This window comes from Nocardiopsis sp. NRRL B-16309 (assembly GCF_001279585.1).
Classification (GTDB): Bacteria; Actinomycetota; Actinomycetes; order Streptosporangiales; family Streptosporangiaceae; genus Nocardiopsis.
This window is the reverse complement of record NZ_LGEC01000075.1, coordinates 12,181-35,953: the sequence shown is the minus strand read 5'-3', so window position 1 is coordinate 35,953 and position 23,773 is coordinate 12,181. Positions and strand designations below refer to the sequence as shown.

The following is a 23,773-nucleotide window of genomic DNA, read 5'->3' as shown; positions in this document are numbered from 1 at the left end:
TCTCGCAGGTCGGACGGGCTTCGTCCGCATCGCGGGACAGCGCGCCGGCGGAAAAGGGGCCAGGTGCCGGAACCGCCCCGCCACCACCGCGGAAACGCGCGGAGAATCCGCCCCTGACCAGGGCCTGAACGGTTCGGTCGGCGGCCTCCGGAGCCATGGTTCCGGCGGAACAGCACGACGGGGCCGACCGGACGTCCGGTCGGCCCCGCGCACACGCTGTTACAGGTACTGACCCGTGTTGGCCACGGTGTCGATGCTGCGCCCGGCGTCGGCGCCCTTCTTGCCGGTCACCAGGGTCCGGATGTAGACGATGCGCTCGCCCTTCTTACCGGAGATGCGTGCCCAGTCGTCGGGGTTGGTGGTGTTGGGCAGGTCCTCGTTCTCACTGAACTCGTCGACGCAGGCCTGGAGCAGGTGCGAGACCCGGATGCCCTTGGCCTGGGCGTCGATGAAGTCCTTGATCGCCATCTTCTTGGCCCGCGAGACGATGTTCTCGATCATCGCGCCGGAGTTGAAGTCCTTGAAGTACAGGACCTCCTTGTCCCCGTTGGCGTAGGTCACCTCCAGGAACCGGTTCTCCTCGCCCTCGGTGTACATCCGCTCCACGACCCGCTGGATCATGGCGTCGACGGTGGCCTTGGCGGACCCGCCGTGCTCGGCCAGGTCCTCGTCGTGCAGGGGCAGGTCGGGGGTGATGTACTTGCCGAAGATGTCGCGGGCCGCCTCGGCGTCCGGACGCTCGATCTTGATCTTGACGTCCAGCCGGCCGGGCCGCAGGATCGCCGGGTCGATCATGTCCTCGCGGTTGGAGGCGCCGATGACGATGACGTTCTCCAGCCCCTCGACACCGTCGATCTCACTGAGCAGCTGCGGCACGATCGTGTTCTCCACGTCGGAGGACACGCCAGAGCCACGGGTGCGGAAGATCGAGTCCATCTCGTCGAAGAAGACGATGACGGGTGTGCCCTCGGAGGCCTTCTCCCGTGCCCGTTGGAAGACCAGGCGGATGTGCCGCTCGGTCTCGCCCACGTACTTGTTGAGCAGCTCCGGGCCCTTGATGTTGAGGAAGAAGCTCTTGCCGACGTCGCGGCCCGTCCGCTCGGCCACCTGCTTGGCCAGCGAGTTGGCCACCGCCTTGGCGATGAGCGTCTTGCCGCACCCGGGGGGCCCGTACAGCAGTACGCCCTTCGGCGGGCGCAGCTGGTGCTCGTAGAACAACTCCTTGTAGAGGTAGGGCAGTTCGACCGCGTCGCGGATCATCTCGATCTGTCCCGACAGGCCGCCGATGTCGGTGTAGGCGATGTCGGGGACCTCTTCGAGGATGAGTTCCTCGACCTCGGACTTGGGGATGCGCTCGTAGACATAACCCGAACGCGGCTCCAACAGCAACGAGTCGCCCGGTCGGACCGGTTCGTCGCGCAGGGGATCGGCCAAACGCACGATCCGCTCCTCGTCGTGGTGGGAGATCACCAGCGCGCGCTCGCCGTCCTCAAGGATCTCCTTGAGCATGACGACCTCGCCGACGGTCTCGAACGACTCCACCTCGACGACGTTGAAGGCCTCGTTGAGCATCACCTCCTGGCCGGGGCGCAGGGCGTCCAGGTCCACGGAGGGACTGACGTTCACCCGCATCTTGCGGCCGTTGGTGAAGATCTCGACGGTCTCGTCCTCACGCGACCCCAGGTAGACGCCGAACCCGGACGGCGGTTGCGCCAGCCGGTCGACCTCCTCCTTCAGTGCCACGATCTGCTCGCGCGCCTCCTTGAGAGTGGAGACGAGCCGCTCGTTCTGTCCGTTGGCAGCGGCGAGGTTGGCCTGGGCCTCCCTCAAACGCTCCTCCAGAAGGCGTACATGTCGGGGCGAATCGGCGAGCTTACGCCGAACCACGCTGAGTTCCTTTTCCATGTAAGAGACCTGTGCCGTGAGTTCAGCGACTTCACGGTCCTGGTCGCTCTGACGCTCGTCGTCGCGCTCGGCCACGTCCGCCACCTCCCTATGAGAAGGACGACTACTCGGGAGCCTACCTACCCCCGCCCGATTCCTAACCTCCCAGTGGCGAGGAGTGTCCTAGCCCTCATTCGGAGGTCTTGCATCTGGCCAGGTCACAGTGGTACCGGATGACCCGACGTAATGAGAAAGTAACCTCAGTGTCTGGCTCCGGGCAAGTCCCGGGCGGTGAACGCCGCACCGCTCCGGCCCACGTCGCCGGGCTGGGGAGCGCACGACGGAGCCCGCCCGGGACGGGCCCGGGCGGGCTCGCGTGCGGCTCTCGGCGGCCGTGCGGCCGACCCGGCGGCTACCGTGCGTCGTCGTCCGGCTCCGCCGCCGGCGGACCCGTCTCCGGCTCGGTCGGCGTGGTCGGCTCAGCGGGCGTGACCGGTTCGGTCGGCCCGGCGGACGGAACCGCCGCGCCGCCCTCCGGCGGAGCCGACGCGACCGACTCGGCCGACGCGACCGCGTCCGCCCCGGCACCGCCGCGGCCCTCCCGCTCCCGCACGGGAGTGAAGTCCTTGCCGTAGGCCCCCTTGGCCGGCCGGCGCCGGCGCTCGGGCGCCTCGGCCCCGTCCGCCAGGCGCCGCGCGACCACCAGGAACCCGGTGTGCCCGATCATGCGGTGGTCCGGGCGCACCGCCAGGCCCTCCACGTGCCAGGTGCGCAGCATCGTCTCCCACGAGCGGGGCTCGTAGAAGCGCGGGTCCTCCCGCAGCTCCTCCACCACCCGGGAGAGCTGGGTCGTGGTGGCGACGTAGCAGCACACCAGACCGCCCGGGATCAGCGCGCCCGCGACCGCGTCCAGGCACTCCCACGGCGCGAGCATGTCCAGGAAGACCCGGTCCACGTCGGTCTCGTCGAGGGACTCCACCAGATCGCCGACGGTGAGCTTCCACGCCGGGTGCGGGCCCCCGTGGAAGCGCTCCACGTTCTTGCGGGCGATCTCGGCGAAGTCGGCCCGGCGCTCGTAGGAGTGCACCATGCCCTGCTCACCGACCGCGCGCAGCAGCCAGTTGGACATCGCCCCCGAACCGGCCCCGGCCTCCACCACGCGCGCGCCCGGGAAGATGTCCGCCTCCACCAGGACCTGGGCGGCGTCCTTGGGGTAGACGATGGTCGCGCCGCGCTTCATCGACAGCGTGTAGTCGATCAGGAGCGGACGCAGCGCCACGTAGGCCGTACCGGTGTTGGAGCGCACCACGCTCCCCTCGGGCTGACCGATGAGGTCGGCGTGCTCGACCTTGCCCTTGTGCGAGTGGAACGCACCGCCCTCGCTCAGTGTGATGGTGTGCATGCGACCCTTGGGGTCGGTCAGCTGCACGGTGTCGCCGTCGGTGAAGGGGCCGCGGCGCCCATGGATACCGGTCAACGTCGCTCTCGTCTTCCCACGTCGCTATTGGTCGGGCCAACCGCCCAGCGTATCGGTCCGCCACCACCCGGCGGACCGGCCCGCGCCCCGCCGCGGCCGCCCCTTTTCCCGAACGCGTGCGAAAGTCGGCCCGCCAGGGCAGGATCGGGTTGCGTGGGGCGCCCGCGCGCCCCTTCGGCACACGAGGACCAACGGGAGACGACGACCCATGTCACAGCTGACCACGGGGCTCGGAATCGACATCGGCGGCAGCGGCATCAAGGGAGCCCCGGTCGACCTCGCCACCGGCGAGTTCCTGCAGGAGCGCCTGAAGATCCTCACGCCCGAGCACGCCACCCCCGCCGCCGTGGCCGAGATCGTCGGCCGCATCGCCGAGCACTTCCCCGTCGCCGAGGGCGCTCCCCTGGGTGTGACCTTCCCCGGCGTGGTCCAGAACGGCGTCGTGCACACCGCCGCGAACCTGCACGGCCACTGGGTGGGCACCGACGCGCGGGACCTGTTCGCCCGGGCCACCGGGCGGTCGGTACGCGTCCTCAACGACGCCGACGCCGCGGCCCTGGCCGAGGCCCGCTACGGCGCGGCCCAGGGGGTGCGCGGCGTCGTGCTGATGACGACCCTGGGCACCGGGATCGGCACCGCCCTGGTCGTGGACGGCCACCTGGTGCCCAACACCGAGTTCGGCCACCTGGAGATCGACGGCCACGACGCGGAGAGCCGGGCCTCCTCCGGCGCCAAGGAACGCGAGGACCTCTCCTACCACGAGTGGGCCACCAAGCGGCTGCACCGCTACTACCGGGTCCTGGAGGACCTGGTGTGGCCGGACCTGATCGTCGTCGGCGGCGGGGTGAGCCGCAAGGCCGACAAGTTCCTCCCCCACGTGGACATCCGCACGCCCATCGTGGCGGCGTCGCTGCGCAACTCCGCGGGCATCGTCGGCGCCGCCCTGGCCGCCGCGCAGGACGCGGACCGGGAGACCGGCCTGGCCGCGGACCGGGGCGCCGCGCGCGAAGCGGCGGCGGGGGCCGTGGACGACCTCGCCTGACCCCGCCCGCGCGGGCGGGGCGAAGGCGCGGCCCGAGGGGCACCGGGGGTCGGGGCGCCCCTCGGGCCGCCGGGGGGAGAGGACGGGCGGGACCGGACGCGGCCCCGTGCAGAGGGAGACTGGGTTTCGGGGAAGGCCCAGGCCCCGCCCGTCGCCTGGGCGCGGACACAGCACGCGCCCGTCCAGGGATGAGCGCGACGGCTCGGGTTCAGGGAACGTCGGCGGTCGTCATCGCTCACGGAGCACGGTCAGGCGAGTTCGGGCACGGTCACGCCGCGTCGGACGCGCCGTCGCAGGAGGACAGCGCCCCGGCGATCCGCCGGGCGGCGTCCCCCGTCCGGGTGACCGGGGACAGCGGGACCCCCGCCAGCGGGGCGGGCACCCCGTCCTGGAGCGGCCAGCGCATCCACCACCACAGACCGCCGCGGTGCGGGCGCAGCAGAGCGCGCTGCGGACGGCTGCTCGGTCCGGCGTCGACCACACCCGACGTCCGGTCCTCGCGCACCTCCACACCCCGCGACCGCAGTTCGGCGGCCAGGCCGCGCAGCGCTCCGCCGACCAGCTCCCCGCGGTCGGCGCCGTCGGCGGCCGTTCCCGTCAGGGCCCGAGCCTCGGCGGTGTCCGCGCCGCGCCCGAACCCGGCCGGACCCGGTTTCCCCAGCGGTGGGGTCTCAACGGTCACCAGACCTCCCTTCCCGATGTCTTCCCGTGCGACCGGGGACCAATGTCCCTTGAACTCTGCCGCATCAGGGGGACGGGGGCGTGACCGTATGCGGATCACGCATCGCACCTTCATTTTGACACATAGCCACCAAGCGAGCCCGGAATCCCTAATCTAAACTCATGCCCCAACGAGACGGCGTTCCTTCACCCGACCTGTGGTCACGGCCCCGCATCGCGGCCGCCCTGGCGACCTGTGACATGGCGACGGTCATCGAGGGCGTGCGCAGCGCGCGCGGATGGTCCCAGGGCGAGCTCGCCCGTGCGGTCGACTACTCCCAGAGCTGGGTCTCCCGGGTGATCAACGGCCAGCAGTCCCTCACCGTGAGCCAGGTGCACGACCTCGCCCAGAGGCTCGGCATCCCCCTTCACCTGCTCCGGTTCGGCGGCAGCGCGCCTCCGGACGGCGCCGCCGCCCCCGAGGAGGTGGACCCCACGAGACGCCGCGACTTCGGACGGGTCGTCGCCGCGGGAGCCCTCATGACGACCACCGCGCCACGGATCGCCCACGCCAACGCCCACACCCGTCACGCGGTCAACGAGACCACCGCCCCCGCCCTGCGCTCCATCACCGGCGGCCAGCGCCGGATGGACGCCACCTCCGCCGCCCGCCACCTGCTGCCAAGTGCGGTGGCGCACGTGCATCTGGCCGAGCAGATGCTCGCGAACGCGCGCGGGACACCCTTCCTCGCGCCCGTCAGCGCCGCGGCCAGCGAGGCCTCCGGCTTCGCCGCCTGGCTGCACGCCGACCAGGGCGACATGGGCTCGGCCCGCATGCACTACCGCACAGCCGTCGTGCGCGCCCGCCAGACCGGCATCCGCCTGCTCGACGTCTACATGCTCGGCTCCCTGGCCGCCTTCGAGATCGACACCGCGGAGGACCCCGAGCTCGGACTCGGGCTCGTCCGGGAGGCCGAGCACGTCCTGGGCGGCACCGCCCACCCCACCGCCAACGCCTGGCTGGCCTGCGTGGGCGCCCTGGCCCACGCCGGAATCGGCGACCGCTCCTCGGCCGCGCACGCCCTGCGACGAGCCGAGCGCGAGGTCGCCAGGCCCGGCAACTGCGACCCGCCCTGGCCGTGGGTCTTCGCCTTCGACGAGCCCAAGGTCGCCGGGTACCGCGCGCTCGTCGACGTGCGGCTACGGCGCCCGCACGACGCCCGCCAGGCCTTCGCCGAGGCCTTCGCCCCCTCCGGCGCCAGCGCCAAGCAGGCCGCCGTGCTCCAGGTCGAACTGGCCTCGGCCCACGCCGACGCCGGTGACGTCGACGAGGCCTTCCGCCTGGCCCAGGAGGCGCTCGCCACCGGCATGGAGTTCGGGTCCGAACGCGTCATCGGCCGCGTACGCGCCTTCCGGCGCCGCTACACCGGCCCCTACGCCGCCTGCGTCCGGGAACTCGACGATCAGCTGACCTCTCTGATGACCGGATTCTCCGCCTGTGGGTAGAAACGCGGCGAGCAGAACTCCAGGGAGGTTTCGTGATCCGTATCGGCATCACCGGACACCGCGGCCTGACCCCGGGCCTGGACAGCGCCATCGCGACCATGATCGCCGCACACCTGGCGCCCCGCGGATGTGACTTCGTGGGCCTGTCCTGCCTGGCCGACGGCGCCGACACCGTCTTCGCCGAGGCCGTCCTGGCCGCGGGCGCCCCACTGGAGGCCGTCATCCCCGCCGCCGGCTACAGGGAGGGCCTCCCCGAGGAACACCACCCCACCTACGACCGGCTCCTCGCCCGCGCGGTCATGGTCCACCGGTTACCGCACCAGGCGTCCACCTCCGACGCGCACATGGCCGCCGGACGCCACCTGGTCGACCACTGCGACCAGCTCGTCGCCGTCTGGGACGGCGAGCCCGCCCGCGGCCCCGGCGGCACCGCCGACGTCGTGGCCTACGCCCGCTCGCTCTCGCTCCCGGTCCGTGTCCTGTGGCCCCAGGGAGCCCGGCGCTGAGGCACCGCCCGCCGCCGGCACGGTCAGCGGCCGAGTCACCACCGGCCGCCGACGCCGCCCGGTCCTCGCGCGCGCCCCGCGCTCAGTCCCCGTTCATCGCGGCGTTGACGTCCATCGCCCGGAGCACGCCGACCACACCACCGTCCTCCTCAACCACGAGGTACTCCGGCAGCGGGCGACGCGAAAGGGCCTCCATCAGCGCCTCGCCCTCCAGATCCACCGGCACGACCGACTCACGCGTGACCGCACGCGCCACACTCGACACCGGCACCCAGGACCGGCGCGCCTCCGTGATGGCCTGGGCCGCGGCGGGATGCACGATCGCCACCGGCGTCCCCGCGGAGTCCGTGACCACCACCGCCTCGGCACCGGCCGCCTCCGCCCGCCGCTCGGCCTCCGCCAGGGGGGTGTCGGAGACCACCGAGACCGACCGCCGCACCAGCTCCCGGGCCTTGAGCCGGGGCACCCGCGCGCGCAGCCGGGCGCTCTTGAGCGCCTCGGACGCCCCCATCCACATGAACCCGCCCAGCACCACGCCCCACACGACCGCCCACGGCCCCGGCGTACTGCCCGCCGACGCGGCGAACAGCCACGGCAGCGCCACGACCACCAGCGCCAGCACCCGGCCGCCCCAGGCCGCCACCACGCTCCCGGTGTAGGCGCGCCCGGTCACCTTCCACACACCCGCCCGCAGCAGCCGCCCGCCGTCCAACGGCAGCCCCGGCAGCAGGTTGAACACACCGACCAGCAGGTTGGCCACCCACAACTGGAACAGGAGCTCGCCCGTCACGCTGAACGGCTCGGCCAGCGAGGCCAGCCCGAACCCGCCCGCGGCCAGCAGCAGCGACAGCGCCGGGCCGGAGAACGCGATCCAGAACTCCCGGCCCGGGGTGGGCGCCTCCCGCTCGATCTCCGAGACCCCGCCCAGCACGTACAGGACGATGCGCCGTACGGGTAGCCCGTACATCCGCGCCACCACCGAGTGCGCCAGCTCGTGGACCAGCACCGACGCGTACAGCAGGACCGCGAAGACGAACGCCAGCAGGTAGGCCGACGGGCCCAGCGCCAGCCGCGTCTGCACGATGCCGCCGTAGACGAGCGTGATCAGGATGGCCACGATCCACCACGACGACGTCACGTAGACGGGAACACCGAAGGGCCGCCCCAGCAGTAACCCGGGCTTCTTCGAACGTCCGGCGGGGCGGGGCACGGCGGGGTCGCTTCCGTTCGTCACGCCCTCAGCCTAGGGCGTGCATGGCGGATACTCGCCCTGCTGCGCGTCGCCCGGAACGCCCCTCCCCACCCGCCCATCCGACGGGGTCCGCGGATGTCACGGGCCTCTCGTAGGCTCGGAGCATGAGCTCCGTGCCCCTTCCGACCGCGCTGTCGCCCTCCCGCGCCGCCGACTTCCTGCAGTGCCCGCTGCTGTTCCGCTTCCGCACGATCGACCGCATCCCCGAGCCGCCGAGCATCGCCGCCACGCGCGGCACGCTGGTGCACGCCTGCCTGGAACGCCTCTACGAACTCCCCGCGGAGACGCGCACCGCCCGCACCGCCGTCGCGCTGGTCACCCCGCAGTGGGACCGGCTCCGCGCCAAGCGGCCCGAGCTGGAGGAGATGTTCGCCGACGACGCCGAACGCGACGCCTGGCTGGAGTCCGCCCGCGCCCTCGTGCGCCGCTACTTCGACCTGGAGAACCCCGCCGCCCTGGAACCCCGCGAGCGCGAGATGGCGCTCAAGGTCGCCCTGCCCACCGGCCTGAACCTGCGCGGCTACGTCGACCGCCTCGACGTCGCCCCCTCCGGGCAGATCCGCGTCGTGGACTACAAGACCGGCAAGTCCCCGCACCCCCGCTTCGAGGACAAGGCCAAGTTCCAGGTCTACTTCTACGCCGTCATGATCTGGCGCGACCTCGGCGTCGTCCCCACCCGCCTCCAACTCGTCTACCTCGGCGGCGAGGGCGCCGTGCGCTGGTACGACCCCACCGAGGACGAACTGCGCGCCGTCGAGTCCGAGATCACCGACATCTGGGCGCGCATCGAGGCCGCCGGCCGCACCGGCGAGTGGGCGCCCCGCCGCAGCAAGCTCTGCGGCTGGTGCGACCACCAGGCGATCTGCCCGGAGTTCGGCGGGACGCCCCCACCGCTCCCGACCCACCGTCCGTCATCGTCCATGAGCGGCGGCCAGGCGGACGCGCCGCCGGTTCCGACGGACGCCACCGGCTCGGCGGCCCCCACCGCACCTCCCGCCTGAACCGCCCACCCGTCGCCCGTCACCCGGGTGGCCGCTTCGCGGGGGCAGGGCCGCCACCCTCCACCGACGCCTCCGGCGCGGTACGGCCGGCCGTCCCCGATAGGGCACAATCGCCCCTGTGCCCGTCTCAGTGCTGCTCGTCGACGACCAACCGCTCGTCCGCGCCGGATTCCGGCTGATCCTGGAATCGGCCCCGCACCTGTCCGTCGTGGGCGAGGCCTCCGACGGCGAGCAGGCCGTCCACGCGGCGCGGAGCCTGCTGCCCGACGTCGTCCTCATGGACCTGCGCATGAACGGGACCGACGGGGTGGAGGCCACCCGCCGCATCACCGCCTGGGCCCGCGAGGGCGGCCACCGCGTCCACGTCCTGGCACTGACCACCTTCGACCTCGACGAGTACGTGGTCGAGGTGCTGCGGGCGGGAGCGACCGGCTTCCTGCTCAAGGACGCCCCGCCCACCGAGCTCATCGCCGCCGTCGAGGTCGTCGCCGACGGCGCCGCCGCCATCGCCCCCGGCGTCCTGCGGCGCCTCCTGGACCGGTACGCACCGCTGCTGCCCGCGCAGGCGCCCGCGGCCCCCGCCGCGCCCGATCCGCTCACCGACCGGGAGCGCGAGGTCCTGCGGCTCGTCGGCCGCGGCTGGTCCAACACCGAGATCGCCGGCCACCTCGTCCTGGGCGAGACCACCGTCAAGTCCCACCTGGGCCGCATCCTCGCCAAACTGGGCCTGCGCGACCGCGTCCAGGCCGTCGTGTACGCCTACGAGACCGGCCTCGTCCGCCCCGGCGGGGATCCGCCCGGCCCCCGGCCCCACCCGTGACACCGCGCCCGCGGACCGTCCCGTCCCGCCGGGAAACCCCCGGCGCGTCGTTGTCGGACACCGCCGCGCCTTGACAGGATGATCCGGTGACCGAGTTCACCGGTACCCGGTGCCGTGGGAGGCGAACCCCGCCCCCGCCCACCGCGTCCCCTCTGGGGTCTTTGAAGAACGCACTGGCCGATGCGGGGCCCGGGCGGGGAGGGAACGGAGTTCAGCCATGCCGGACAAGCGGGAGCGGCCGGTTCCGCCGAGCGAGGACCGCATGCTCAGCCGCATGCGGGACTGGCGGGCGGCGCACGAGCGCGAGCTGACGCCCGACGGCTTCGACGAGGAGGAGGACGTCGCCCTCCCCGACGCCCGCGCCATGGACCTGGTCCTGCGGGTCGGTGAACTCATGCTCGCCAGCGGCGAGGGCACCGAGGCCGTGAGCGAGGCGATGCTCAGCCTGTCCGTCGCCTTCGAGCTGCCGCGCTCGGAGGTCTCTGTCACCTTCACCACCATCACCCTGTCCACGCACCCAGGCGGCGACCACCCGCCGGTGACCGGTGAACGCGTCGTACGGCGGCGCACGCTGGACTACTTCCGCGTCAACGAGCTGCACACCCTCGTCCAGCAGTCGGCGCTGGGCCTGCTGGAGTTGGAGGACGCCGCCGCGCGGCTCACCCAGATCCGGCGCGCCCGCATGCCCTACCCCAACTGGATGATCGCGATCGGCTTCGGCCTGATCGCCTCCAGCGCCAGTGTCATGATGGGCGGCGGCGTGATCGTGGCCGGGGCCGCGTTCCTGGCCACCGTGCTCGGCGACCGCACGTCGGTGTTCCTCGCCCGGCGCGGGGTGGCCGAGTTCTACCAGATGGTCGCCGCCGCCGCCGTGGCCGCCACCATCGGCGTCGGCCTGCTGTGGGTGAGCTCCGAACTCGCGCTCGGGCTCCAGGCGGGCGCGATCATCACCGGGAACATCATGGCGCTGCTCCCCGGGCGCCCGCTGGTCTCCAGCATCCAGGACGGCATCAGCGGCAGCTACGTCTCCTCCGCCGCCCGCCTGCTGGAGACGTTCTTCATCCTGGGCGCCATCGTCACGGGTGTGGCCGCCGTCGCCTACACCGCCCAGGAGATCGGCGTCGCCATCGACCTGGAGAGCCTGCCCTCGGCCGGCACCTCCATGGAGCCGCTCGTGCTCGTGGGGGCCGCGGGCATCGCCATGGCCTTCGCGATCTCCCTGGCCGTCCCGCCCAGGATGCTGCCCGCCATCGGCGTCCTCGGTGTGATGATCTGGGTGATCTACGCCTGGCTGCGCAGCGCCACCGACGTGCCCGCCGTCGTCGGCACGGTCGCCGGTGCGATCGCCGTGGGCGTGGTCGGCCACTGGCTGGCCCGCTACACGCGCCGACCGGTCCTGCCCTACCTGGTGCCCTCCATCGCCCCGCTCCTGCCCGGCAGCATCCTCTACCGCGGCCTGATCGAGATCACGCAGGGGACGGCGGTCTTCGGGCTGCTCAGCCTGGTGGAGGCGGTCATGGTGGCGCTGGCCCTGGGCGCGGGCGTCAACCTCGGCGGCGAGCTGGTGCGCGCCTTCCAGCACGGCGGCCTGGCCGGAGCGGGCATGCGCGGACGTCCGGCGGCACGCCGTACGCGCGGCGCGTACTGAGACTTTTTCCAGCGGCCCCGCATCGGAGCGAACCGATCCCGGCCAGGGGGTATCTCACAGGGTGAGAGCGAACGACGACAGTGGGACCACCGGATCCGGCTCAAACCGCAGCAGCATGTGAAATGAGCCACTACTCTTGGCGTCAGCTCAGTGTCGAGCACGGAAGAAAGGCCATCCCATGTGTAGCCACGAACCTCCCTGTCCGTCCTTCGAGGACACCGACCGCGAAGCCGCGCGCGTCGTCTCCAGCCACCCCGAACAGGGATGGAGCCTGCTCTGCAACGGTGTCGTCCTATTCGACGACACCGGCGAGCTTCTCCCCGACGGGGCGGTTGTCGCCCCGCACCGGCCGCACGTGGCGGCCTGACCGGCTCCTCGACCGACCCGCGGCTCCGCCGCGCAGCCCACCCTCAGGGGTCCGAGCCGAAGGCTCGCCGTTGAGGGTGGTAGGCCTGTGCCCGCGCGGCGCCCGGGGCGAGCGCGGGTGACGCGGGAGAGGAACCGGAGCCGAAGGCCCTCCCCCAGGCCGGAAGGCCCGCGCGGCAGGGCGGTGGCGAGCGGGTGCACGCGGCCCGAGCGGAGGACTGGCGGGTGACAAGCCCCGCCGCGGCGAGCAGGCCCGGCGGCCCTGCCAGGGAAGCGCTCACAGGCGGTGGCGGGCGGGGCCGCTCCGCGACTCCCGCCCTCCCGGTTCAGCCGTGCTCCGGCCAGCCGTCCGGCAGGACGTCCTCCCCGCCCATCGCCGCGCGCAGGCGGCGCCGGAAGTCGGCGTGCACGTCGGCGCCCCACACCAGGTCGCTGGGCGTGCGCAGGGCCTCCTCCATGGCCGCGACCAGTGCCGTGGGACGCGCCTCGCCCTCCGCCACCGGCACCGCCAGCAGCGCGTGCATCCGGGTGATGACGGCGAACAGCTCCCCCGCCAGGAGGGGCGTGCTCGACGTGGCGACCGCCTCCTCCAGGTAGCGGTTCCACCACGGCTCGTCCGCCTCCGCCGCCTCTTCGGGCTCCGCCGACGGGGGCGCGATGGCGCGGCGCAGCCTCCGGCGCACGGCGTCCGCCGTCTCGGCGTCCCGGTCCGTCAGACCGGCGTGCCACACCCGCTCGGCGGCCTCGGGCTCGCCCCTCAGGACCAGGAGCCCGGCCAGGAGCTCCACGGCGGCACCGGAGGTACCCGGTTCCGGTGCGGGGCCCTCCGGGTCGTCTCCGGGCGGCTCCACGACCGCGCCGAGGTCGGCGATGGCGTGTTCCAGATGGGCGGCGGCCCGCAGCAGGCGCAGTTCCGGGTCGTCGGCGACCGAGAGCCCTCGTTCGACGGCGGCGGCCGCGGCCCCGGGCCTGCCCTGCTCCAGCAGGCGCCCGGCCAGGTCGCGGGCGGCCTCCACGACGGTCGCGGCGTGCAGTCGGCCGACCGGCTCCGGACCGGGCGGCAGGGTGAGCGCCCGCTCCCAGTCCTGTTGCGCTCCGGCGGAGTCGCCGCGCGCCTCGGCCGCCCTCGCCAGCCCGTAGTGGGCGACGGCGGCGTAGTCGGGCCCGCCCAGGTCCAGCAGGCGCTCCCACACGCGTTCGGCCTCGGCGGCCTCCCCGTCCTGTTCCAGGGACAGGGCCAGGTGGTAGGCGGCCCGCGGGGCGTAGCGGGTGTCGCCGGTGGCCAGGGCCCGGCGCGCGGCGGCGCGGGACGCCGGTGCGTCGCCCCGCTGGTCCTGGACCACGGCGAGTCCGAGCAGCGCGCGGGCCTGCACGGCCGGACGGGGGTTGGCCGCGACGGCCTGCTCGTAGAGTTTGGCGGAGCGTTTGAGGTGGCCGTTCTCGGCGAGGTCCTGGGCCTGGTCGCACAGCGCCGCCGCGTCGAGTCCGGACGGCAGGTCCTGTTCCGGCGCGTCCTCGGGATCGGTCGCCTCGGGGGCTTCGGCGGGGCCAGAGCGCGCGGGACGTCCGGACGTCGTGGTCATGGATCCGCTTTCCTGGGGTCGTGGAGGGCGTCGCCGCCACTCTAACCCGCGGCGCCGCACCGGATGGCGGCTCGCCCGCCGGGTGTCGAGGCGCGCCCCACGACGAGGCTCACGCCCATCCGGCGAAGCCCCCTCCCCCATGACGGGGTGACGCCAAGCGTGACCTTTACGACGTAGATTTACAAAACGGACAACAAGGGGGGCGCCGACCGTGTCGGCGCCCCCGCCCCGTCACACGCGCCCTAGAGCTCGAACGCCTCCGGCGGCGGGCACGAGCACACCAGGTTGCGGTCACCGTAGGCCTGGTCGATCCGGCCGACCGGCGGCCAGTACTTGTCCTGGCGCAGCGACGACAACGGGTAGGCCGCCTCCGTCCGCGTGTAGCCGTGCTCCCAGACGTCGGCGGTCAGCGCCTCGGCGGTGTGCGGAGCGCCCCGCAGCGGGTTGTCGTCGGCGTCCCACTCCCCCGACTCGACGCGGTCGATCTCGCCGCGGATGGCGATCAGCGCCTGGACGAACCGCTCCAGCTCGGCGAGGTTCTCGCTCTCGGTGGGCTCCACCATCAGGGTGCCCGCCACCGGGAACGACATCGTCGGCGCGTGGAAGCCGTAGTCCATCAGCCGCTTGGCGACGTCCTCGTTGCTGATGCCGGTGGCCTTCTGCAGCGGGCGGATGTCGATGACGCACTCGTGCGCCACCAGCCCCTGCGCACCCGTGTAGAGCACCGGGAAGTACGGTTCCAGCCGCTTGGCCAGGTAGTTGGCCGACAGCACCGCGGTCTCGGTGGCGGCGCGCAGGCCGTCGCCGCCCATCATCCGCACGTAGGCCCAGGAGATGGGCAGGATGCCCGCCGAGCCGAACGGCGCCGCCGAGACGGGCCCCACGCCGGTGTGCGGACCGGCCTCGGGCTGGCCCGGGTGGTTGGGCAGGAAGCCGGCCAGGTGCGAGCGCACCGCGACCGGGCCCACGCCCGGGCCGCCGCCGCCGTGCGGGATGCAGAAGGTCTTGTGCAGGTTCAGGTGGCTGACGTCCGCGCCGAACTCGCCGGGCTTGGCCCAGCCGAGCAGGGCGTTGAGGTTTGCGCCGTCCACGTACACCTGGCCGCCGGCCTCGTGCACCAGTCGGCACACCTCGGTGACGGTGTCCTCGTACACGCCGTGCGTGGACGGGTAGGTGACCATGATCGCGGCGAGGTCGTCGGCGTGCTCGGTGGTCTTGGCCCGCAGGTCGGCCACGTCCACGTTGCCGTTGTCGTCGCAGGCCACGACCGCCACGCGCATCCCGGCCATCACCGCGCTGGCGGCGTTGGTGCCGTGCGCGGAGCTGGGGATGAGGCACACGTCGCGGTGGGCCTCGCCGCGGGAGCGGTGGTAGCCGCGGATGGCCAGCAGCCCGGCCAGCTCGCCCTGCGAGCCCGCGTTGGGCTGCAGCGAGACCGCGTCGTAGCCGGTGACCTCCGCCAGCCACGCCTCCAGGTCGCGCACGACCGCCACGCTCCCGGCCGCCTGGTCCAGCGGCGCGAAGGGGTGCAGGCCCGCGAACTCGGGCCAGGTGATGGCCTCCATCTCCGCGGTGGCGTTGAGCTTCATCGTGCAGGAGCCCAGGGGGATCATCGTGCGGTCCAGCGCCAGGTCGCGGTCGGACAGGCGCCGCATGTAGCGCAGCAGCGACGTCTCGCTGCGGTGGGTGTTGAACACCTCGTGCGCCAGGTAGTCCACGCCGCGGGCCAGGTCGGCGGGGAGGCGGTCGGCGTCCTCGTCCACGCCCAGGCGGCCGCGCGAGGAGCCCCGCCCGGCCTCGCCGAACGCGGCCAGCACCTTCTCCAGGTCCGCGGCCGAGGTGGTCTCGTCCACGCTCACGCCGACCGTGGACTGGTCGACGGCGAGCAGGTTGTAGCCCGCCTCCAGCGCCGCCTCCACCACACGGCCGGAGCTGGGCACGCGCACGCGCAGGGTGTCGAAGTAGGCCGAGTGCACGACCTCGAAGCCGCGTTCGGCCAGGGCGTCGGCCAGCGCCACGGTGCGGGTGTGCACCTGGCGGGCGATCGCGCGCAGGCCGTCGGGGCCGTGGTAGACCGCGTACATCCCGGCCATGATGGCCAGCAGGACCTGCGCGGTACAGATGTTGCTGGTGGCCTTCTCGCGGCGGATGTGCTGCTCACGGGTCTGCAGGGCCAGGCGGTACGCGGGGCGGCCGGCGTTGTCGACCGAGACGCCGACCAGGCGGCCGGGCAGCTGGCGGCGCAGCTTCTCGCCGACGGCCATGTAGCCGGCGTGCGGGCCGCCGAAGCCGAGCGGGACGCCGAAGCGCTGGGTGGAGCCCACCGCGATGTCGGCGCCCAGGTCGCCGGGGCTGCGCAGCAGGGTCAGGGCGAGGATGTCGGCGGCCACGACCGCCATCGCGCCGCGCTCGTGGGCGGCGGCGATGATCTCCCCGGGGTCGCGGACCGCGCCGCTGGAGGCGGGGTACTGCACCAGGACGCCGAAGGCCCCGGCGTCGGGCAGCCCGTCGGTGAGGTCGGCGACGACGACCTCGATCCCCAGGGGCTCGGCGCGGGTGCGCAGCACCTGCAGGGTCTGCGGGAAGACGTCGGAGTCCACGACGAACGCGTTGCCCTTGGCCTTGGAGGCGCGGCGTGCCAGCGTCATGGCCTCGGCCGCCGCGGTGGCCTCGTCGAGCAGGGAGGCGCCCGAGACCGGCAGGCCGGTCAGGTCCGAGACCATCGTCTGGAAGTTCAGCAGGGCCTCCAGCCGGCCCTGGGAGATCTCGGGCTGGTAGGGCGTGTAGGCCGTGTACCAGGCGGGGTTCTCCAGGATGTTGCGCAGGATGACCGGCGGCGTCAGGGTGTCGTAGTACCCCAGGCCGATCATCGAGGTGCGCACGGCGTTGCGGGAGGCGAGTTCCTTCAGCTCGGCCAGGGCCTCGGCCTCGCCGATCGCCTCGGGCAGGTCGAGCGGGGCGCCGGTCCCGGGAGCGGTGAGGATCGACTCGGGCACGGCCGCGGACATCAGCTCCGCGGTGGAGCCGTAGCCGACCGTCTTGAGCATCTCCTGGACCTCGGCCGGCGTCGGGCCGATGTGGCGGTCGGCGAAGACCCGGGCGGGAGCGCCCGGATTGTTCCATGACTGATCGGGCACGGAGACCTCCTGGTGACAGGGCCGAGATGCTCGGCGGTGTTCCTCACGGTCTCCCCCTCTGTCACCGGGCACGGCGGTGCCGGGCTTCAGAGCGGCCTCTTCCACGCGGTCCTGGTGCCTGAGAGGTTACTGGGGAGTATTGCCCCGTCGGCGCCCCTGCCGGGGTCTCTCCCGCGTGGTCTTGTCAGCCTGTTGACGCAGTTGTTCGTACGCACGGACAAGGCGAATGTCAGGATTCGTCCCTGCCGTGACTACGACCGTACTCGATCGCCGGGCGCGTCGCCGAGTCAGGGCGGGTGTGTCGGTGGCCCCACCGGCCCCTCCCGCCGCGCAGGTCACCCCGTCCGGCGCTCCCGTCGGCGGCGGGCCAGCTCGTCCACGGGCTGGGGCGCGGGCAGGTCGGCCCGCTCCTCGGCCGGGACCACGCCCAGGGCCTCCTCCAGCTCACGCCAGACGTTGGCCAGCGCCAGGCCGAACATGCCCTGGCCGCGCTGCATCAGGTCGACGACCTCGTCGGGCGTGGTGCACTCGTACACGCTCACGCCGTCGCTCATCAGCGTGATGCGGGCCAGGTCGGGGGCGGGCCTGCCGCGCAGGTGGTCGACCGCGTTGCGGATCTGCTGCAGCGAGATGCCCGTGTCCAGCAGCCGTTTGGCCACCTTCAGCAACAGGATGTCGGGGAGGCTGTACAGGGGGGCGTTCTGGGCACCGGAACGCACACTCGGTTCCACCAGGCCGGTTCTGGCCCAGTAGTCGAGCTGGCGGTAGGTGATCCCCGCGGCCGCGCACGCCGCTGGGCCCCGGTACCCGACGTCCATAGGCAGCGCCACCACGTCCTCTTCGCACAGCAGGCCCTGCTGCCCCGCCAGCCGCAGCGCGGACCGCCTGTCATGTGGCTCCCGCTTGCCGCTCGCTACCGCCACGCCGACCTCCGGCCTCTCGTCCCACGGCGGCGTCGACAGGGGATATCCACTTGGGGAATGGGTGCGCCATGGGTCCCACAGCACTGACGGTAGGACGGCCGACCGGCAGGGTCAACGACAGCCCCCGGCGCGTCGCCAAGTACCCGAAGCACCGACCGTCGTGGCGGCGTCCGCGGCGGCCCGCCCGCCCGGACGGATCACGGCCCCGACCGTTCCGGTCACTTCCCACACCCAACCTATCACTGGCTCGGCTGACAAAGCCGCAGGTCGCAGCCGCGTCATGCCTGGTGGCGCCGTTGGCACCAAGCAGAAGGGACCCACCATCGGCGGGTCCCGTATGCACTACTCCGTCCGTCGGCCGAAGTCCTCGGGCGAGATGTTGTCCAGGAACTCCCGGAACGCCTCCACCTGGTCCTCCTGCTCGTCCGGGATCGGCATCCCGGCCTCCTCGATCACGTCCTCGTGGGCGTAGATCGGTGTGCCGGTGCGCAGGGCCAGGGCGATGGAGTCCGAGGGACGGGCGCTGACCTCCACACCGTTGCTGAAGACCAGTTCCGCGTAGAAGATGCCGTCGCTGAGCCCGGTGATGTTCACCGTCTTGAGCGCCGTGTCGAGGGCGTCGAGCACATCCCGGAACAGGTCGTGTGTGAGGGGCCTGGCGGGCGCGACGCCCTGCTGCGCCAGGGCGATCGCGGTCGCCTCCACACCGCCGATCCAGATCGGCAGGTAGCGGTCCCCATCGGATTCCTTGAGCAGGACAATCGGCTGGTTCGAGGGCATCTCAACCCGGACGCCGACGACCTCCATGTGCTTCACAGCGGCTCCGTCCCACGAGTCGTCATGCCAAATGGGCGCTCGTCCCTGCTCCCCCGTTGGATCAGGACCCGAGGGCGAAATCGGCACCCTTCGATACAAAGCTCTCCGGAGGCGGGGGGCCGCAAACCTTCTCAGCCCTCCCGCCCCTCCACCGAGAGCCCGTGGCCGGCGCCGCCTCAGCGGCGCGGCTTGGTCAGCAGCACCATCCGGAACTTCCCGATCTGGATCTCGTCCCCGCCGCCGAGTTCGGCCTCGTCGACCGGCTCGCGGTTGACGTAGGTGCCGTTGAGGCTGCCCACGTCGCGGACTCCGAAGCCGTTGCCGCGGCGGAAGAACTCCACGTGGCGCCGGGAGACGGTGACGTCGTCGAGGAAGATGTCGCTGTTGGGATGGCGCCCCGCGGTGGTGACGTCGCTGTCCAGGAGGAATCGACTACCGGCGTTGGGGCCGCGCCGGACCACCAGCAGCGCCGTGCCCGCCGGGAGGGCGTCGGCGTTGGCGGGATCATCGCCGCTGAGCTCGTCGCCCGAGTCCTCTTCCTCCAGGGCCTGTATGCCCGAGATGGAAATGGTGGACGTGACATCGCCGGCGGCGTCCCCACCCGCACTGGGTCGTGGGCTCTGCTGTTCGGGCCTGCGGACGGGAGTCCCGCAGTGGGAGCAGAAACGGGCATCATCCGCAACGGCGTGACCGCACTGCGTGCAGTAAACGCTCGACATAGGTCGGCTCGGCCTCCTACCGCACGGGGCGGTGCTTGATTCGGCTGATCGGTGGCACGTCGCGGGCATCGCGCGGACCCTCGGCCCACACACCGCCCGGAGCGTGGTGAGACGGTCCCCAGTCGCGGCGACGGGACGCCTCACACGGTCGGTCGCTAGGTCTCTTCCCCCAAGTTGCGCTCCTTGTCACCCCGGGTCAGGACGTCCGCCGCTGCCGGGAGACCCACCCCGGTGGCGACTCGGACGCCGGGGAACACTCGACTGTAAACCATATCCCTGTCCAGGAAGGGATTCGCTCCTCCTCGGCCTGCCGCGAAGGCCCTGGACACCCCCGCGACCCCGTTCGGCCGACACGGCACCCGGGGCACCGCATCCGCCGGTGACCGACCTCGGACGAGATGGACACCTGTCCTGATGCTGATGCGCGGGACGGCCGTTTGGTTCTCCCCGAGCCGCAACGAATTCGGAGGAACTTCACGGCACCGCGACGACCTGCTGATATGTCGAGTTTAGCCGGAGTGGGGCCGTCGCCGCTGATACTCTCCGCACTGCCTCGAACACACAACGCGCGGGTGCGGGCGACCTGCGCCCGCACCCGCGCGTACGCGCCTATCCCTCGGCGCGCTCCACGACCGCGGCCCACTCGTCCAGCAGCCGCTGGGCCGTGTCGGAGTCAGGACCTTCGGCCCAAAGATGCGTGACCGCCTCGGAGGTGTCGGGCAGCACCAGCGCCCAGCCGCCGCCGGGCTCCAGGACCCGGACACCGTCCGTGGTGTCCAGTTCGCGGTCGCCCGCCGCCTCGACCACGGCGCGCATGACACTGCCCTTGACCGCCCAGGGGGTCGGGACGGACCGGCGCAGCAGGTGCGCCCGCGGGATGGCCCGGTCGATCTGGCTCAGCGACCGACGGGTCCGGGCCACCAGCCCCAGCAACCGCACGAAGGCGGCGATGCCGTCGCTGGTGGGGCTGAACTCCGGCAGGACGAACCCGCCGCGCCCGTCGGCGGCGAAGACCACGTCCTCGGCGCCTCCCTGCACGGCCTTGGTGAGCTCGTCGGTGGCCGTGGCCGTCCAGTGCACCTCCGCACCGTGCGAGCGGGCGACGGTCTCGGCGACCCGGGTGGTGGTCACCGGCAGTGCCACCCGCCCGCCGCCGCGCTCGGCGGCGACCAGGTCCAGCACCACCAGCAGGGCGCGGTCGTCGTCGACCAGCTCACCGTTCTCGTCCACGATGGCGAGCCGCTCGGCCACGGGGTCGAACCTGACCCCGAAGTCGGCCCTCGAACTCGACACCAGCTCGCCCAGGCGCTCCAGGTCGCGCATCTTCTTGGCGACGGTGTCGGTGGGCGAGACCTCGTCCAGGCGGTTGTTGACGGTGAGCACGTCCACGCCGATGCGGCCCAGCAGCGACGGCAGGATGAGCGAACTGGTCCCGCCCGCGCAGTCGATCACGACCTTGAGCTCGGCCTCGGCCACCCCGGAGGCGTCGACCGACGCCAGCAGCTCGCCCGTGTAGTTCTCGACCACGCGCGACGGCTGGGTGAGCTCGGCGATCTCGCCCGGGAAGGCGCGGCGGTACTCGGCGCGGGAGAAGACCCTGTCGAGTTTGCGCTGGGCGCCCGGGGACAGGTCCGCCCCCCGGTCGTCCAGGAACAGGATGTCCACCGACTCCGGGTCCCCGGGGGTGGTCCGCAGCGCGACACCCCCGCTCACGCCGCTCTGGGCGGTGTGGAAGCGCGCCACCGGCAGCGGCACGACCTCCAGGTCGCGCACGTCGATGGCGGCCGAGGTCAGCGCGCTGATCACCGCGCGCTTGAGCGTGCGGGCCGCGCGCGAGACGTCACGGGAGGTCGTGACGATCGCGCCCTTCTTCAGGGTCGTGGCGAAGGCGTTGGCCAGGCGCACCGCCAGCTCGGGCGTGATCTCCACGTTGGTCAGGCCGGACACGCCCCGGGGGCCGAACAGCGAGCGCTGCCCGCGCGACTCCCAGATGACGTTGTCGTTGACGACGGCGCCGGCCTCGATGGTCTTGAAGGGGTAGACCTTGACGTCGTTGTGCACGTACGCCTCGGACTCGATGACGCAGTCCTCGCCGACGACCGCGCCCTCCTCCACCCGGACCGCGGCCATGATGTCGGTGTTCTTGCCGATGACCGCGCCGCGCAGGTTGGCGCCCCGCCCGACGAACACGTTGTCGTGCAGGACCGTGCGGTGGCAGAAGGCGTCGGCGCGCACCACGGCGTTGCTGCCCACCACGGTGTACTCGCGCAGCTCCGCTCCGGCCTCGACCTTGGCGTAGTCGCCGACGTAGAGCGGGCCCTTGAGGACGGCGTTGGGGTCGACCTGGGCGCCCTCGCCGATCCACACGCCCGGGGAGACCTCGAAGCCGTCGATCTCGACGTCGACCTTGCCCGAGAGCACGTCCGCCTGGGCACTGAGGTAGCTCTCGTGGGTGCCCACGTCCTCCCAGTAGCCGTCGGCGATGTAGCCGTAGAGGGGTTCGCCCTCCTCCAGGAGCTCGGGGAAGACGTCACCGGACCAGTCCACCACCTCGCCCGGGGCCACGCGTTCGAGGACCTCCGGCTCCATGATGTAGATGCCGGTGTTGACCGTGTCTGAGAAGACCTGGCCCCACGTCGGCTTCTCCAGGAACCGCTGGATCCGGCCCTGTTCGTCGACGATGATGATGCCGAACTCCAGCGGGTTGGGCACCCGCTTGAGGGCGATGGTGACCTTGGCGCCGCTCTCCTTGTGGAAGCGGACCATGTCGGTCAGGTCGATATCGGTCAGCGCGTCCCCGGAGATGACGAGGAACGGTTCGCCGCGCAGGTACTCCTCGGCGTTCTTGACACTGCCCGCGGTCCCCAGGGGGACCTCCTCGGCGACGTAGTCGAGCTTCATGCCCAACTCCTCGCCGTCGCCGAAGTAGTTGCGGATGAGGGTGGCCAGGAACTGCACGGTCACGACCGTCTCGGTGAAGCCGTGTTTGCGCAGCAGGAGCAGCACGTGCTCCATGATGGGCTTGTTGACCACCGGCAGCAGCGGTTTGGGCTGGTTGGCGGTCATGGGCCGCAGCCGCGTGCCCTCGCCGCCGGCCATCAGGACCGCCTTCATCGACGGCGCGTGGACCGGTTGTGCGGACTCGCTGTTGGACGTGGTCATCGCCGGTACCTCCGTACGACGCCGCGGTCGAGCCGCCCGGCGAGGGGATGGGGTTCGGAGCGCGCACCGTCGCGCGCGGTGGGACATGTGCTTCTCATGACGGAGATGACACTCCCTTTCGATCCGACAGGACTCGCGGTGAGCCGGTCCGCCGGTTCGTGGTCGCTCAGGGGCCGGTGTGCCCCTGACCGGTGCGGCCCGGCCGTTCCGGGCCCCGCGGTACCGCTCCGGGATCGCCGTCCACGGTCTCCGGGGCGGTCGGATCGGGTCGATCCGCGCGCGGCCCGGGTGCGGGGTCGCTGTCGTCGGCACCCCCGCGGATGCCGGGTCGATCAGCGCCTTCGTCACGGCGGGTCTGGGCCATCAGGCGCAGTCCCTGTACGGCGTAGAGCAGTCCGGCCCACCAGTACAGAGCAGTTCCCCACAGTGCGAACGCCCAACCTATAATTCTCGCCACATCGGCGACGATCGAGGCGTGCGCCGCGATGAACAGCAGCGGGAACGAGTAGAGGAGGCAGAGCGTGGCGGCCTTGCCCGCGAAGTTGACCGGCAGCGGCCCGTAGCCGAAGTGGCGCAGCAGCGGCAGCGCGCCGAGGATGAGGACGTCGCGCAGCACGAGGATGGCCATGAGCCACCACGGCACGATGTCGCGCACCACCAGGCCCAGCAGGGCGGCGAAGATGTAGAGCCGGTCGGCCAGCGGGTCCAGGACCGTGCCCAGGCGACTGGTCTGGTTCCAGGCCCGGGCGATCTTGCCGTCGAGCCAGTCGCTGATACCGGCCAGGGCCAGCACGAGCAGGGCCCACCAGTCGGCCTGCGGTCCCAGGACCAGCCACAGGAACAGCGGTACGCCGAGCAGGCGCAGCATGCTCAGCAGGTTCGGAACCGTCCAGATACGGTCACTGACCACCGCGCCGGCCACGTCGTCCCCCGCCTCGCGTCTGCCTTCTTCCGCGGATCGCCCCATGGGCTCCACGATAGCCGTGTTTGTTCGGGGCCTCCGCTCGTTCCTCGCTTCGGCCCGTGGCTCGGGGGCGCTTCACGCCGGGGCCTTCGTCGTCGCCTGCGCCTGCGCTCGTTCCCACACCGTCGCCCACCACCACCCCCAACGGACGCCTCCGGCGCAGTTCATCCCGCTTCGGCCCGACCACACCCCCGGTGGTTGCGGTGAGCGGGACCGCTTCGGCCGGAGCGTCGGATGACGGGGCACGCGGCACCGGGGCCTTCGTCGTCGCTACCGCCGGGGCCGGGTCACTCCTTACCGCCGGGGC

General features: G+C 72.3%; 18 protein-coding genes and 1 riboswitch. Of the genes, 7 read left to right on the top strand and 11 right to left on the bottom strand.

Annotated features, from left to right (window positions below; translation table 11 throughout):
* Nucleotides 1-219: 219 nt before the first annotated feature.
* Together arc and ADL05_RS15275 are read right to left on the bottom strand one after the other, a co-directional pair.
* A complete protein-coding gene (gene arc, locus ADL05_RS15280) occupies nucleotides 220-1,989 on the bottom strand; it encodes a proteasome ATPase (protein WP_082376429.1) in 1,770 nt (589 codons plus the stop codon).
* Nucleotides 1,990-2,296: 307 nt separating this feature from the next.
* Nucleotides 2,297-3,361 (bottom strand): tRNA (adenine-N1)-methyltransferase, encoded by a 1,065-nt coding sequence (locus ADL05_RS15275; protein WP_231640762.1) that lies wholly within the window; start codon nucleotides 3,359-3,361, stop codon nucleotides 2,297-2,299.
* Between the two features lie 208 nt (nucleotides 3,362-3,569).
* On the opposite strand from ADL05_RS15275, the gene ppgK reads away from it, so the two are divergent.
* Entirely contained in the window at nucleotides 3,570-4,403 is an 834-nt protein-coding gene (gene ppgK, locus ADL05_RS15270) for a polyphosphate--glucose phosphotransferase (protein ID WP_053617634.1), read from the top strand.
* 268 nt (nucleotides 4,404-4,671) lie between these two features.
* Here the strand turns inward: ppgK and ADL05_RS15265 are convergent, their stop codons facing one another.
* Nucleotides 4,672-5,085, bottom strand: coding sequence for a hypothetical protein (locus ADL05_RS15265; protein WP_369800944.1), 414 nt, complete (start codon nucleotides 5,083-5,085; stop codon nucleotides 4,672-4,674).
* Between the two features lie 161 nt (nucleotides 5,086-5,246).
* Here ADL05_RS15265 and ADL05_RS15260 point away from each other — a divergent pair, with 161 nt between their 5' ends.
* The gene (locus ADL05_RS15260) at nucleotides 5,247-6,569 is read left to right on the top strand and encodes a helix-turn-helix transcriptional regulator (protein ID WP_053617633.1); all 1,323 of its coding nucleotides are present in this window, start codon (nucleotides 5,247-5,249) and stop codon (nucleotides 6,567-6,569) included.
* 32 nt (nucleotides 6,570-6,601) lie between these two features.
* Nucleotides 6,602-7,075, top strand: coding sequence for a hypothetical protein (locus ADL05_RS15255; protein WP_053617632.1), 474 nt, complete (start codon nucleotides 6,602-6,604; stop codon nucleotides 7,073-7,075).
* Between the two features lie 82 nt (nucleotides 7,076-7,157).
* Here the strand turns inward: ADL05_RS15255 and ADL05_RS15250 are convergent, their stop codons facing one another.
* On the bottom strand, nucleotides 7,158-8,309 hold the full coding sequence (locus ADL05_RS15250) for a site-2 protease family protein (protein WP_156365857.1): 1,152 nt from the start codon (nucleotides 8,307-8,309) through the stop codon (nucleotides 7,158-7,160).
* Between the two features lie 122 nt (nucleotides 8,310-8,431).
* Here ADL05_RS15250 and ADL05_RS15245 point away from each other — a divergent pair, with 122 nt between their 5' ends.
* The 4 genes from ADL05_RS15245 to ADL05_RS15230 all read left to right on the top strand — a co-directional run bounded on the left by ADL05_RS15245 (nucleotide 8,432) and on the right by ADL05_RS15230 (nucleotide 12,163).
* Entirely contained in the window at nucleotides 8,432-9,328 is an 897-nt protein-coding gene (locus ADL05_RS15245) for a PD-(D/E)XK nuclease family protein (protein WP_082376427.1), read from the top strand.
* A gap of 118 nt (nucleotides 9,329-9,446) precedes the next feature.
* Nucleotides 9,447-10,148 carry a response regulator transcription factor gene (locus ADL05_RS15240; RefSeq protein WP_053617631.1) on the top strand — a complete coding sequence of 234 codons (702 nt, stop codon included), beginning with the start codon at nucleotides 9,447-9,449 and terminating at the stop codon, nucleotides 10,146-10,148.
* A 217-nt stretch (nucleotides 10,149-10,365) separates the two neighbouring features.
* Nucleotides 10,366-11,796: a threonine/serine exporter ThrE family protein gene (locus tag ADL05_RS15235; RefSeq protein ID WP_231640761.1), complete on the top strand. Its 1,431-nt coding sequence runs from the start codon at nucleotides 10,366-10,368 to the stop codon at nucleotides 11,794-11,796.
* Between the two features lie 178 nt (nucleotides 11,797-11,974).
* On the top strand, nucleotides 11,975-12,163 hold the full coding sequence (locus ADL05_RS15230) for a DUF5999 family protein (protein WP_053617630.1): 189 nt from the start codon (nucleotides 11,975-11,977) through the stop codon (nucleotides 12,161-12,163).
* 325 nt (nucleotides 12,164-12,488) lie between these two features.
* Here the strand turns inward: ADL05_RS15230 and ADL05_RS15225 are convergent, their stop codons facing one another.
* The 7 genes from ADL05_RS15225 to ADL05_RS15195 all read right to left on the bottom strand — a co-directional run bounded on the left by ADL05_RS15225 (nucleotide 12,489) and on the right by ADL05_RS15195 (nucleotide 23,424).
* Complete coding sequence (locus ADL05_RS15225) at nucleotides 12,489-13,745, bottom strand: lipopolysaccharide assembly protein LapB (RefSeq protein ID WP_053617629.1); 1,257 nt, start codon at nucleotides 13,743-13,745, stop codon at nucleotides 12,489-12,491.
* 242 nt (nucleotides 13,746-13,987) lie between these two features.
* Nucleotides 13,988-16,882: an aminomethyl-transferring glycine dehydrogenase gene (gene gcvP / locus ADL05_RS15220; RefSeq protein WP_053617628.1), complete on the bottom strand. Its 2,895-nt coding sequence runs from the start codon at nucleotides 16,880-16,882 to the stop codon at nucleotides 13,988-13,990.
* 96 nt (nucleotides 16,883-16,978) lie between these two features.
* A riboswitch (glycine riboswitch) is annotated at nucleotides 16,979-17,066 on the bottom strand.
* Nucleotides 17,067-17,217: 151 nt separating this feature from the next.
* On the bottom strand, nucleotides 17,218-17,700 hold the full coding sequence (locus ADL05_RS15215; RefSeq protein WP_082376426.1) for a MerR family transcriptional regulator: 483 nt from the start codon (nucleotides 17,698-17,700) through the stop codon (nucleotides 17,218-17,220).
* A 447-nt stretch (nucleotides 17,701-18,147) separates the two neighbouring features.
* Entirely contained in the window at nucleotides 18,148-18,621 is a 474-nt protein-coding gene (locus ADL05_RS15210; RefSeq protein ID WP_053617626.1) for a bifunctional nuclease family protein, read from the bottom strand.
* Nucleotides 18,622-18,797: 176 nt separating this feature from the next.
* Nucleotides 18,798-19,340 carry an FHA domain-containing protein gene (locus ADL05_RS15205; RefSeq protein ID WP_053617625.1) on the bottom strand — a complete coding sequence of 181 codons (543 nt, stop codon included), beginning with the start codon at nucleotides 19,338-19,340 and terminating at the stop codon, nucleotides 18,798-18,800.
* 609 nt (nucleotides 19,341-19,949) lie between these two features.
* Nucleotides 19,950-22,454 (bottom strand): mannose-1-phosphate guanyltransferase, encoded by a 2,505-nt coding sequence (locus ADL05_RS15200; protein ID WP_053617697.1) that lies wholly within the window; start codon nucleotides 22,452-22,454, stop codon nucleotides 19,950-19,952.
* Nucleotides 22,455-22,668: 214 nt separating this feature from the next.
* Nucleotides 22,669-23,424, bottom strand: a complete 756-nt coding sequence (locus ADL05_RS15195; RefSeq protein WP_053617696.1) for a CDP-alcohol phosphatidyltransferase family protein — start codon at nucleotides 23,422-23,424, stop codon at nucleotides 22,669-22,671.
* Nucleotides 23,425-23,773: the final 349 nt, after the last annotated feature.